The following is a 12,865-nucleotide window of genomic DNA, read 5'->3' on the forward strand; positions in this document are numbered from 1 at the left end:
TGGCAGGTTTTTCAATTATAATGGGATATTTCCGTGTTTTCGTTGCGGAAGGGGAACCGCTTTATGTTCCAGCATCGCAAAAGCCTTGATTAGTTTTCTTCGCGTATCGCGGGGTACAATCACCTCATCTACAAAACCACGCTGCGCTGCTGTGTAGGGATTCGCAAACAATTCGGCATATTCGGCTTCTTTTTCCAGCAACTTAGCGGCGGGATCAGCGGCTTCATTGATTTCTTTCTTAAAAATAATTTCCGACGCTCCTTTGGCACCCATCACGGCAATCTCAGCCCCAGGCCATGCAAAATTCATATCGGCACCAATGTGTTTCGAGTTCATCACATCATAAGCTCCTCCGTAAGCTTTTCGGGTAATAACAGTTACTTTGGGAACCGTCGCCTCACTTAAAGCATACAATAATTTAGCCCCATGAACAATAATCCCATTCCATTCCTGGTCCGTTCCGGGAAGAAAGCCTGGGACATCAACCAACACCAACAACGGGATGTTGAAACAATCACAAAAACGGGTAAAACGGGCAGCTTTAATCGAACTCTTCACATCCAAACAACCCGCCAAATACATGGGATTATTGGCCACTATACCGATACTTCGTCCCGCCAAACGGGCAAATCCAACGACAATATTTTCGGCATAATCTTTATGTATTTCAAAAAAGGAATCTTCATCGACAACGCCATCGATTACCTCATGCATATCATAAGGCTTGTTGGCATTTTCAGGAACTAAGGTGTCCAATTTTTCGCGCAACTCCTCGCCCAATACATAGGGTAACTGAGGTGTTTTTTCTTTATTATTCTGGGGCATGTAACTCAAAAGACGTTTTACATCTTCCAAACATTCGATTCCATTCGGTGAGGTTAAATGGGCCACGCCTGATTTGGTCGAATGGGTACTCGCACCCCCTAATTCTTCGGAGGTTACTTCTTCATTGGTCACTGTTTTTACCACATTGGGCCCCGTAACAAACATGTAGCTGTTGTTTTCGACCATGATGGTAAAATCGGTAATCGCGGGGGAATACACGGCACCGCCTGCACAAGGTCCCATGATCGCAGAAATTTGAGGAATCACCCCGCTCGCCTGAACATTGCGATGAAAAATATCGGCATACCCTCCCAACGAGCGAACACCTTCTTGAATACGAGCGCCACCCGAATCGTTCAACCCTATCATCGGCGCGCCATTACGCAGGGCCAAATCCATCACCTTACAAATTTTTTCCGCATGGGTTTCAGAGAGTGATCCGCCGAAAACGGTAAAATCTTGGGCAAAAACATAGACTAAACGACCGTTGATGGTTCCGTAACCGGTTACCACCCCATCACCGTAATAGATTTCTTTGTCCATACCAAACTCAGTCGTTCGGTGTGTGACTAGCATTCCGATTTCTTCAAACGAACCCTCATCCAACAAATAAAGAACACGTTCTCGAGCCGTTAAACGCTTTTTCTCATGTTGCTTCGCAATACGATTGGCGCCTCCTCCCAATTGGGCTAAGGCGATTTTCTCCATCAAAACTTTATTTTTATCTTCCATGATTTCTAACTAGGCGTTGGGTACGCGCAAGATTTTTTTATCGTTACTATATTGTTGAAGAGTGAGGTAAGCTGCAATTTCCGCCTCGGTATCAATTTGAACTTTTAACTTTTCAGCATCGTAATATTTTTTCACAAAACCCGTATCAAATTCCCCCGAACGAAACGCTTCATGTAGCATCACGAATTTCCCAAAGGGCAATGTTGTCGCTACTCCTTTTACAATATACTGGTCAATCGCTTCAATCATTTTTTCAATCGCTTCCTCACGCGTTTTCCCGTAAGTCACCAACTTCGACAACATTGGGTCATAATAAATCGGCACATCCATTCCTTCGGCAATACCATTATCTACACGAATTCCTTCGCCTTCGGGCAAACGGTATACCTCAAGATTCCCCACATTGGGTAAGAAATCATTCATCGGATCTTCGGCATAGACGCGTAATTCCATCGCATGGCCTTGAATTTTCAAGTCTTCCTGTTTCATCGGTAAGGCTTCTCCACGTGCAACACGAATTTGCCATTCGACCAAATCCAATCCCGAAATCATCTCGGTCACGGGATGCTCCACTTGCAAACGGGTATTCATTTCCAAGAAATAAAAATTCAGGTTTTCATCAAGTAGAAACTCTACAGTTCCAGCTCCAAGATAGTCACAGGCTTGGGCTACTTTTACTGCTGCCTCACCCATTTCTTTGCGCTTTTCGGGTGTAAGTACCGCCGAGGGAGCCTCCTCAACTACTTTTTGATGGCGGCGTTGCACCGAACATTCCCGTTCAAACACATACACCACATTGCCATAGCTATCGGCCATCACTTGGATTTCGATATGACGCGGTTTGGACACATATTTTTCAATAAACACAGAGCCATCGCCAAAAGCAGACGTAGCCTCACTAATGGCACGTTCCATTTGGGACTCAAAATCTTCCTCGCGTTCTACGATACGCATTCCTTTTCCTCCACCACCGGCAGATGCTTTGATTAAAATGGGAAATCCCACTTCTTTGGCCGTTTTTTTCGCTTCTTCCACATCGACGATGGCATGGTCTACGCCGGGAACCATCGGAATGTCATAGTGCATCACGGCTTCTTTGGCGGCCAATTTGCTTCCCATCATCTCGATTGCTTTAGATTCAGGACCAATGAAAATAATTCCATGTTTTGCACATAAGGAAGAAAACGAAGCATTTTCACTTAGAAATCCATAGCCTGGATGGATGGCATCTACGCCCAACAATTGAGCTACTTCTATAATTTTATCTCCTTTTAAATAGGACTGTGCTGATGGCGCGGGTCCAATACACACGGCTTCATCCGCTAACTTTACATGGAGGGCATTGCGATCGGCTTCGGAGAACACCGCTACCGTTTTGATACCCATTTTCTTCGCGGTTTTCATGACACGGATGGCTATTTCTCCGCGGTTGGCGACTAATATTTTGGTGATTTTTTTCATTATTCAAATTCGATTAAAAGTTGGCCCTTATCTACCGCTTGTCCTTTCACCACAGCAATGGATTTAATTTTGCCCTGTCGTGGGGATAGAAAACTGTTTTCCATTTTCATGGCTTCCAAAATCAAAAGTGGGTCGTTTTCTTGAACCTCATCGCCAACCTGAACATTAATTTCCAAAATCAAACCTGGCATCGGGGCTTTGATGGCATTGACCACTTTATGGCGTCCCCGCTCGATTCCCATGCGACTGATCAATTGATCTAATTCATCGGCAATGGATACTTCATAGGTATTGTTATTGACCTTTATCGTATATTTTTTGGCGACAAAATCAGCAGCTATGATTTCAGCCGTGTAGGAACGATTGTCTTTTAAAACATGAAACGAATGGAGTCCCGTGGCCACTGCATCGAGATGTTGCAACGAACTTTCGTCAAGCTCAAATGTTGCCCCTGTGTGCACAGAAAGGGTATAGGATTTTTGCATAGTGCTGTTATTTTAGGATTGTAAATTTAGGGAATCGTAATCGATTGCGCTATGACAAAAATCAATTAATTTGGTAATTACGTCTAGGTTAAAAAAAGACGAACCGAAGTTCGTCTTACTATAATAATTTGGTTTTTTTAAACTTTGTTTTCTAAGCTCAAATCGATGGTAAGCTTGGCCGTTTCTGACAAGGTCTTCTTGGCCAAAGCGGGAACTGTTAAATCGTAATCCTTGATCTTTACCGTGAAGGTACCGTCCAAATGAATTTTTACTCCTTCGACTTTCAGTGTCATTTTGGTTTTCACTTTCTGCGTCACCCCATGAATTGTCAAATCACCTTCTACATCATAGATTCCGTTTTGAGGTTGAAAACCAACAATTTTTCCTTTAAAAGTGGCTTTGGGCAACTTATCACTGTCCATATAATTCTCGTTGAAATGTTCTTCCATCAACGGAATTTTAAAGCGAAAAGACTTAATCATCACTTGGATGGCTAAATCACCACTATTTTTATCCAAGAGCGCCGAAACGGCATTGTTGGTGGCGGCCACTTGATCGGTAGCTCCCGGAACAGTGGCATCAAACTTAACAACCCCCGTTCGGGTGATCATTTTTTGGGCGTGTAGCATTCCACTGAGCAGGAATAGCAAACACAGTAAATTCTTTTTCATAGCCTTTTGTATTAATCCAATGGGTAGTTGTTGGCCGCCCAGTTTTCGATAATTGCAATCCGTGTGGCATTCATTTTTCCGGTAGGAGGCATAATTTCACCACAGGCTGTACCTTTAATTCGGCACAATAAATTACCATTTTGCGTATTATCTTTAACATCTTCATACGTCAACAACGAAAACTCATCCACTCCATTGTGGCAACCTGTACAATTATTGGTCATGATAGGTTTTACATTTTTGTTGTAGGAAGGATTAGCAACGATCCCCGAAGCCTCTTCAAATGTAGACGATTCACAAGCATATTGTAACCCTATCAGTCCCAAAAACAACAATCCGATTAGGGACAATTTAAAATAATTCGTTTTCATAGCAATTGCAATTAAAATACACGGTATAAGTTGAATCCGAAGAAGATTCCACGGTTAAAATCCCCTGTCGCTGTAGTAAAATAGCTCACATCATTCATCGCTTGGCTGTTGGACAATACCAACTGAAAGACGTGGCCACCCGTTTCGATATCGACACCCACGGTAAGTGGATTTTGATAAGGGTCATTGGAAACGGTATTGAAACGTTGAGCGTATTCCCAGTTAAAGCTACAGCGTTTAGAGAACTTGTAACGTCCTCCTAAAGCCATTAAAAACTGACTCTTTTCTTCCAAAAGCGGGTCGTACAAGTTTTTGTGAATGTACATTGGAGTTAGTTGTAGGGAAAAATTCTCTGAAAACTTTCGTGAAATCAATAACTGATTGGAAAAAGCAAAACGATCGGTTCCCGATAATTCTGGATACTCTTCCTTTTCCAATTGGGAATTAATATCCATTGTATGGTACCCAACAATGGTCACGGGAAAACCATCTACCTCTTGGGCCATTAGACGGTATTTACCCGAAAATTCATAAGTTTTTGCAAGCGTATGACGCGAAAAGCCTAAAGTAAGCCACTCTGTTGCGCCGTATAAACCCCCTAATTTTGTGAGGGCATTATCCAATCCAAAAAAGTTATCAAAACCATTGGTCAAATCCCCAAACCGGTGGGCTACTAAAAAATACCACTCGCCTTTGGCTGCCATTTTGGTTGACTGCATGGTACAAATTTGTTGTCCCTTGAATGCAGCGCTAACCGCTTCTTTTTTATTTTGATCTTGATTGAGTTCGTTCAATAAATCGTCTTGCGCATGCAATGTTGTTGAGCAACAACCCATTGCAATCCACGCCAAGGCTACTATTTTTTTCATGGTTAACGAATTAAAGTACATTGATCCATTTTTATTTCATCGAGAAAATCATCGTATCCGATGACACGCCCTTTTACGGTGACTGTAGCCCCCACTTTGGTTGTCAAAGGCGTTTGACTAATACACACAACCTTTTCATCTAGTAGAAGTTGGTTCCCTTCAATCGAGGTGACGGTTCCTGAAACTTCGGTGGCTTTTTCCAAATACGTAGTATTTGCTTTTTCGGTGTTAGCAACAAAAGCTTGATGTAAGTCTAGGGCTTTAAGTGTAAATGCAGCGGCTTCCTTTTGAACATCACGTCGTTCGGAGTGATAGACATATCTATACGCAAAATAAACCGCAACAGCTAAAAGCAGTAAACCTAATAGACCTATTTTAAAGGATTTTTTCATTTACTCGACAATAATTTTTTTCCAAGCTTTTTGGCCTTCGCCTTGGATTTCCAATAGATAGGAACCTACGGCTAGACCTTCTACTTGAATTTCTTTAGCATTTTCAGTAGTGGAAAATGAAAGCGTACGAATTAACTGCCCTGAAAGTGTATAAACACTTACCGTTTCAATACCCCAAGCAGCACTAACGGTTACCGCTCCGCGGGAGGGATTGGGATAAACACTCACGGCCACTGGAGCGATTTCTTGCGTACTTAAATTGGTAAATGGAGTGTCGATAGCATACCCGCGATTAGCTCCACCATGGTTATTAATCGTGTAATTGGCGGTACTACTTCTTGCCCAAGCAATATCTAGGGTCGTATCGTCAAAATTAAAAGTATAATCACTGCTATCACCTGTACTTAAGGCACGCGTACAAACGATGGTACGTAATCCTGTAGAGGGTGTGTTGTTGGAATTGGACACTAGAATCCAGTGATTGGTCGTGTCGGTAATGGGAGAAAAACCTTCGCCATTGAAACGCGCGTCAACTACATTTGAAGTATTGTTCCAGTACACCAAATCTTGCCCAACGGCCATTCCTTGGGTGCCTGTAAACGAACCAAATTGCAAACCAAACCATCGGTCATTGGGGCCGATCATCGTTAGTGTAACTGTTGATGTGTTACTATCCAGTAAAAAATTGGCGCGCACATTGGTCGAAAGATTAACTACACCAGTAGCTTTTTGTTGCCCAAAGGCATGGAAAGCGCCAAGGCAAAACAATAAAAGAGTAATTTTTTTCATAGTGTTATTTTTTGTTTAAATATAAGTAAAAATGTCCGAACAAAACAAATATTCTCCTTATTCTATTTACGTAAAACATTTAGAAAGGTTTTTTCCCTACTGTACAAATTAAAAAAATACTACAATACCCATAACATTTCCCGTAAGGGCAAAACACCTTTTGAGGTCCAAAACAAAGCAAAATCTTCAAATTCCATTTCAAACGATTTTTGCAATGCTCCCCAGGTTTGTTGCGGATGGCTTGGCGTTAATTGTTTTATTCGATCTATCAACCAACGTCCTTCTGGCTCTGGGAGTACCGTTTCTATCACTCCTTGAAGCGCGTGCACTCGTACATGGAGCATGGGCCAGGTTTTTCCTTTTTTTTGTTTTTGAAAAGAAGTACACTCCGGTTGAAGTCCGCCCCAAATTATTTTAGCCGTGGATTTAGGTAAGAGAATTCGCTCGTCATCAAGCGCCGATACAATAAAATTAGGGGAAACTTTGGGGTGTGGAATTTTAAAATCAAACCAATTTTGCAACGGATCGTCCAAACATAGTCCGTGCATATAGTTGAATAACGATTTTCGTAATCCATAGCTAAAACGGTCGTGATTAATGCCTGTTTGATCGGTAAATTCGATATCGTTGTGTGCAAAGGATATCACTTGCTTTTGTGGGATAATACCATAAGCCTCGGGGTCTAATCCAATGGGACTATGAGCTGTCAAAGCAAATTGATGCCAAAAACCCGACTGCACAATCCCTAAAGAAAACAATTGACGCACCATTTCCAAACTATCAATGGTTTCCTGCACGGTTTGCGTAGGATACCCATACATCAAATAGGCATGAACCATGATGCCACTTTCGGTAAAATTTCGGGTTACCTGTGCCACTTGCGCTACCGTGACACCTTTTTGAATGAGCGCCAACAACCGATCGGAGGCGACCTCGAGTCCCCCAGAAACCGCAATACATCCTGACGCTTTGAGCAACAAACAGAGGTCGCGGGTAAAACTCTTTTCAAACCGTATATTCGTCCACCAAGTCACTACCAAATTGCGCCGTAAAATCTCTAGCGCCAATTCGCGCATCAACGCAGGAGGAGCTGCTTCGTCGACAAAATGAAAACCCGATTCGCCGGTTTGTGCGATCAACGTTTCCATGCGATCGACCAACATTCTGGCGTGAATGGGTTCGTAAACTTTGATATAATCGAGTGAAATATCGCAAAAAGTGCATTTACCCCAATAACAACCGTGCGCCATCGTCAGTTTATTCCATCGGCCATCACTCCACAAACTGTGCATGGGATTTGCGATTTCAATCACCGAAAGATACTCTGTCAACAAAAGATCGGAATAATCGGGGGTCCCCACTTCGGTTTGCTTATAATCGCCTAGTGTGGCATCGTTTTTATACACCACTTCACCGGCCTCACGTAGGTAGGATCGTTTCCACACCTGTTGTGCCGCTGGCAACTGAAGATTGGCATATAAAAGTTCGATAGGGCGCTCTCCATCGTCGAGGGTGATATAATCAAAAAAATCGAAAACTCGCGAATCGGTCAGTTGGCGTAACTCTGTGTTGGGAAAGCCCCCACCCATAGCGATTTTTGTATTGGGATAATGGGACTTTATCCATTGGGCACAGCGAAAAGCACTGTACAAATTGCCCGGAAATGGCACCGAAAAACAAACCAGAGCAGGTTGTTCTCGTTGCATAGTCGCCGCTAAGCGTTGTAACGTAAATCCATCGACAAAGGTAGGCGCTTGTTGCAGCGCCTCGTAGAGGAGATCAAAACTGTTGGCACTGCGACCCAAGCGTTCCGCATAGCGCGAAAACCCAAAATTTGAATCGACACACTCCACAATGAAATCCGATACATCTTCAAGATATAGGGTAGCCAAATGTTTGGCCTTATCCTGCAATCCCATGGCACCGAATGCCCATTCTAAATCGTCTAACTGTGAAAAACGGGAGGCTTCGGGCAAAAAATTTCCTGAGCAAATCTGTCGAGCCAAGTTGGGCTGCTTGCCTTGCAAAAAACCGACTACAGCAGCAATAGTTTGAATATACACTGAGCGCATCTGAAAAATCCGTTGCGCATTTTCGGACATTGATTCTTGGACCTTTGACGCTTTAAAAATGGCTTCTAATCCCTTGGGGGAAAACAAATCCAACACCACTTCGAGTCCCAAATCCATTTGATACGCCGAAATCGAACGGGTATTTAAAAACCCTTTCAAGTACGCTGTTGCCGGATAGGGCGTATTGAGTTGCGTGAATGGAGGTGTGATAAGAAGCAGTGCTGCCAAGGATTCGGATTTTTTACAAAAATAGAATTTAACGCACAATTAGGAATTTGAAAAGGAGGCTATTTTTAAAATTCTTTACATTTGACAAAAATTAACTCATGCCCACCGATTGTATCGACTACCGTGAATTGCCCCAGTTTTCCCAACTCATTCGAGATTATTTGGACCAAAAGGCATCGGTACAACCGTTATACCATCGCTATCCAAGCCTTTCTCATTTTGAAGCACAATGTCAAGAAAAAGCAGCGCATTTCAGCAAAGCCCTACGTGAAGGTTTAGTCACCGAGTGGCGACGACAATACCAAGGATTTACGCTTTCGGAAGCTTCTGAAGCGCACTTGAACGCATTGCATGAACCGACGACATTTACCATTACTACAGGACACCAATTGAACTTGTTTACAGGTCCAGTATTTTTTTGGTATAAAATCATTTCTGTCATCAATCTTTGTAAAAGCTTACAAAAAACCTATCCTCACTATCGTTTTGTACCTGTCTATTGGATGGCTACTGAGGACCATGATTTTGAGGAAATTCAATCGTTTCGATGGGGCGATGAAAAAATTACTTGGGAGACTTCGCAACAAGGGGCTGTGGGTCGTTTTGTACTTGATGCGTCTTTTGAAGGCGTTCGAAATAAAATTGATACCTCCTTTCCCGATAGTGAACGCGGACACTATTTGAAAGCACTTTTTCATGCCTCGTATGCTGAAGGTCGCACGTTGGCTGAAGCTACTCGCTATCTGGTGCATCAACTTTTTGATGAGGAAGGTTTGCTCATTTTTGATGGCGACCAAACCTGGGGAAAAACAGCTTTTTTACCCTATGCGTTGCGGGAAATTCAAGAACAAATCACGTATCAAGCCAATCAGGAAACACTCGAGCGAATGTCCTTCTACAAAGCGCAAGTGAATCCGAGGGAACTCAATTTGTTCTATTTGGAAACGGGCATTCGAGAACGACTCACCCGAGAAGGTGATTGGATTATTCGCCACGACAGCGGTATTCGGTATGCAGTTGAAGATTTTAAACGCCATTGTGAAGAACAACCCGATTGTTTGAGTCCGAATGTATTGCTACGTCCACTTTATCAAGAAATTGTATTGCCCAATTTGGCGTATATCGGCGGTGGGGGCGAAATTGCGTATTGGTTGCAATTAAAAAAGCAATTTCAGCAATTTGAGGTTCCCTTTCCCATGTTGATTTTACGCAATTCTGTACTTCATGCCACGGCGAAACAAGCCAAAAAAGCGGCCAAACTGGGAGTTACCTTTGCCGATTTGTTTCTCAGCGCTTCAGATCTTCGCACCCGTGTGGTACAAAAAATTCAAACCATCCATTACGATTTTACAGCTCAAAAGAAATTGTTGCAGGAACAGTTTGCGGCCTTAGGAAAACTTGCCGAACAAACCGACCCTTCCTTTATGGGTGCGGTAAAAGCACAAACCCACAAGCAGCTCAAAGGATTGGAACATCTCGAAAAAAGACTGCTACGCGCCGAAAAAAAGAAACATGAAGTTCACCTCAATGCCGTTGAGGCCTTACAATTGGAATTATTCCCTTATCGAGGATTGCAAGAACGAACGGCCAACTTTAGCACTTTCTATCTCGCGTACGGTCCCGAGTGGATAACTCGGTTATATACAGAACTCGATCCACTCCATCCCTACTTTAGTGTAATGGTTTGGGAATAATTTATAAACACTACAACGTTATCGTAGGCAAAGTCCAACTTTTAGATTTTGTAAATCAGCATTTTACTTTAGTTTTGTTAAAAATTTTAACAAAATCTATATAAAACTAAAACTACTTTTTTCAACGTTGCTTGTGGCTGCGATGAGTGCTTCAGCTCAAACTATTTCAATTGTGGGTACGGGTGTCAACGGATGGCCTCCTACCAATGGACCCGAAATTACGTTGGCTAGCACCGACAATATCATTTATACAATCAATGATTTGGTAGTTACCACGGGAGCGGTCAAGTTTCGTCAAGATTTTAGCTGGGCAAATAACTGGGGCGGTTCGACTTTTCCGAATGGAAATGGAGCGCCCAACGGGCAAGATATTCCTACCTTGGCGGGAACGTACAATGTAACTTTCAACCGATTAACAGGGGCATACTCTTTTGTAGGCAATACAACGGCTCCTTTGGTCGAGTTGTGGGGACCAGCAGTCGATGCGCAATTGGGCTTTGGAGGTCCGGGGGTAGTTATGGCTACCAGTGATGAAGTGAACTATACATTATCAAACTTCGTCTTTACTTCGGGTAATGCCTACTTCCGTTTGAATGGCAACAACAGCCTAACCTTCGGGAGCACTGCATTTCCTTCGGGGGTGGCTGTTGCATCGGGGCCAACTATTCCAGTAACGGGAAGAGAGTGGTATGTTACTTTTAACCACACGACTGGGCAATACAATTTTGAATTCCCTTTAATTGGAATTTTGGGTTCGGCCTTAAACGGATGGACAACAGATGTCGATATGAATACTACTGATGGATTTAATTATTCGTTACAAGTAGCCTTAACAACTGGCGCTGTAAAATTCCGTAAAAACAATACTTGGGATGTCAATTGGGGAGGTAATGATTTCCCTACTGGAACCGCGACCAACAATGGAAACGATATCAATATTTCAACAGCCAGCACGTATTTGGTTCAGTTTGAACCGTTGACGGGAGCGTACAGTTTTACGGACGTATTGAGTCAAACGACTTTTTCAACGCCTCGTTTTGTTTTGACGTCCAATCCAACCGCAACGGCTTGGCATGTAAAGGGCAATACCGTGGTAGATATTGTCGAAATTTTAGATTTAAGCGGTAAACAAGTAGGGCAATACCGTCCGAATGCGCCCTCTTTTTCGGTGGAAGCCGCTCATTTAGTTTGGGATGTATTTACTTAAAATGGTAAGCGCACAAGGAACACAAACATTGAAAGCGATCAAAAATTAAATAGTGAGTTACGTTAGTAAAAATCTCCAATGGGCAACTGTTGGGGATTTTTTATTTTATGGTCAAATGATTTCCGATTTCTGAATCAAAACACTACTTTTGCACCCGAAAATTAATACTTACACAATGGCAGGTACAAGAACATTTACCATGATTAAGCCGGATGCGGTTGAAAAAGGCCACATCGGTGGGATTTTAAATATGATTACTGAAGGTGGATTCAGAATCGTAGCGATGAAGTTAACGCAATTGACGGTAGCCGATGCGCAGCAATTCTATGCCATTCACAAAGAGCGTCCGTTCTTTGGGGAATTGGTAGAATTCATGACACGCGGTCCGATTGTGGCTGCAATTTTAGAAAAAGACAATGCGGTAGACGATTTCCGTACCTTGATTGGAGCGACCAATCCAGCGGAGGCTACGGAAGGAACTATCCGTAAAAAATATGCAACTTCTATCGGAGAGAATGCCGTTCACGGTTCGGACTCAGATGAGAATGCAGCGATTGAAGGTGCTTTCCACTTTGCAGGAAGAGAGCAGTTTTAATGCAAAACACCACACAATACAAAGCCGATGATTGTTCATCGGCTTTTTTTGTTTTGAAATCCTTAGGTTCGTTTTAGCCCTGATAGGAGCGGCATCCTCCCGACCCTTCGGGAGATAAAGCGGATAGCAGGAAGGGGGTTGATATGCTGGTGAGGTTGATGCTTCTTAGCTTAGCGCAGCACCAATTCTTTAATACATTCTTTGCCTAAGGCTTCGTTGAGCATGCTGATAATTTTCTGCTTGCCGTGGCTGAGTTCTTCGCGCAATACGGCCGAGGAAAGTGTCACGTAGAGCGTGCTGCCTTTGAGAACGACCTCGCGGGTGTAGCTATTCACTCCGTTGCCCAAAAGGGTGCGCCATACGTGCTCGGCATCGACGCGATCGAGTCCTGCCTCCAGTTTATGCGTTTGTACGAAGGCTTTTAACACTTCGGCAAGTGAATTTTCATTGCTTTGACGTTTCATTATTACTTTC

13 protein-coding genes are annotated in these 12,865 nt (G+C 43.1%); 3 read left to right on the forward strand and 10 right to left on the reverse strand.

Features of this window, described 5'->3' with window-relative positions; all coding sequences use genetic code 11:
• Positions 1–15: 15 nt before the first annotated feature.
• From ABWO12_RS06945 to ABWO12_RS06985, 9 genes are all read right to left on the reverse strand, one after another.
• Positions 16–1,557, reverse strand: coding sequence for an acyl-CoA carboxylase subunit beta (locus tag ABWO12_RS06945; protein WP_073362787.1), 1,542 nt, complete (start codon positions 1,555–1,557; stop codon positions 16–18).
• 9 nt (positions 1,558–1,566) lie between these two features.
• Positions 1,567–3,009 (reverse strand): acetyl-CoA carboxylase biotin carboxylase subunit, encoded by a 1,443-nt coding sequence (gene accC, locus ABWO12_RS06950; RefSeq protein ID WP_353088045.1) that lies wholly within the window; start codon positions 3,007–3,009, stop codon positions 1,567–1,569.
• A gap of 8 nt (positions 3,010–3,017) precedes the next feature.
• Complete coding sequence (locus ABWO12_RS06955; RefSeq protein WP_353088035.1) at positions 3,018–3,503, reverse strand: acyl-CoA carboxylase biotin carboxyl carrier protein subunit; 486 nt, start codon at positions 3,501–3,503, stop codon at positions 3,018–3,020.
• 137 nt (positions 3,504–3,640) lie between these two features.
• Positions 3,641–4,174, reverse strand: coding sequence for a YceI family protein (locus tag ABWO12_RS06960; protein WP_353088036.1), 534 nt, complete (start codon positions 4,172–4,174; stop codon positions 3,641–3,643).
• 11 nt (positions 4,175–4,185) lie between these two features.
• Entirely contained in the window at positions 4,186–4,545 is a 360-nt protein-coding gene (locus ABWO12_RS06965; protein WP_353088037.1) for a hypothetical protein, read from the reverse strand.
• Positions 4,546–4,556: 11 nt separating this feature from the next.
• Positions 4,557–5,414: a DUF5777 family beta-barrel protein gene (locus ABWO12_RS06970; RefSeq protein WP_353088038.1), complete on the reverse strand. Its 858-nt coding sequence runs from the start codon at positions 5,412–5,414 to the stop codon at positions 4,557–4,559.
• A gap of 2 nt (positions 5,415–5,416) precedes the next feature.
• Positions 5,417–5,806: an OB-fold protein gene (locus ABWO12_RS06975; protein ID WP_353088039.1), complete on the reverse strand. Its 390-nt coding sequence runs from the start codon at positions 5,804–5,806 to the stop codon at positions 5,417–5,419.
• Positions 5,807–6,595, reverse strand: coding sequence for a T9SS type A sorting domain-containing protein (locus tag ABWO12_RS06980; protein WP_353088040.1), 789 nt, complete (start codon positions 6,593–6,595; stop codon positions 5,807–5,809).
• Between the two features lie 119 nt (positions 6,596–6,714).
• On the reverse strand, positions 6,715–8,895 hold the full coding sequence (locus tag ABWO12_RS06985) for a B12-binding domain-containing radical SAM protein (protein WP_353088041.1): 2,181 nt from the start codon (positions 8,893–8,895) through the stop codon (positions 6,715–6,717).
• A gap of 98 nt (positions 8,896–8,993) precedes the next feature.
• On the opposite strand from ABWO12_RS06985, the gene bshC reads away from it, so the two are divergent.
• From bshC to ABWO12_RS07000, 3 genes are all read left to right on the forward strand, one after another.
• Positions 8,994–10,589 (forward strand): bacillithiol biosynthesis cysteine-adding enzyme BshC, encoded by a 1,596-nt coding sequence (gene bshC, locus ABWO12_RS06990; RefSeq protein WP_353088042.1) that lies wholly within the window; start codon positions 8,994–8,996, stop codon positions 10,587–10,589.
• Between the two features lie 142 nt (positions 10,590–10,731).
• Positions 10,732–11,796: a cadherin repeat domain-containing protein gene (locus ABWO12_RS06995; RefSeq protein ID WP_353088043.1), complete on the forward strand. Its 1,065-nt coding sequence runs from the start codon at positions 10,732–10,734 to the stop codon at positions 11,794–11,796.
• Positions 11,797–11,971: 175 nt separating this feature from the next.
• Complete coding sequence (locus ABWO12_RS07000; RefSeq protein ID WP_353088044.1) at positions 11,972–12,391, forward strand: nucleoside-diphosphate kinase; 420 nt, start codon at positions 11,972–11,974, stop codon at positions 12,389–12,391.
• 170 nt (positions 12,392–12,561) lie between these two features.
• Here ABWO12_RS07000 and ABWO12_RS07005 read toward each other — a convergent pair whose 3' ends face one another.
• On the reverse strand, positions 12,562–12,858 hold the full coding sequence (locus ABWO12_RS07005) for a DciA family protein (RefSeq protein WP_287782560.1): 297 nt from the start codon (positions 12,856–12,858) through the stop codon (positions 12,562–12,564).
• Between the last annotated feature and the right edge of the window lie 7 nt (positions 12,859–12,865).

The sequence above is a fragment of the Flavobacterium sp. genome, from assembly GCF_040379285.1.
Classification (GTDB): Bacteria; Bacteroidota; Bacteroidia; order Flavobacteriales; family Flavobacteriaceae; genus Flavobacterium.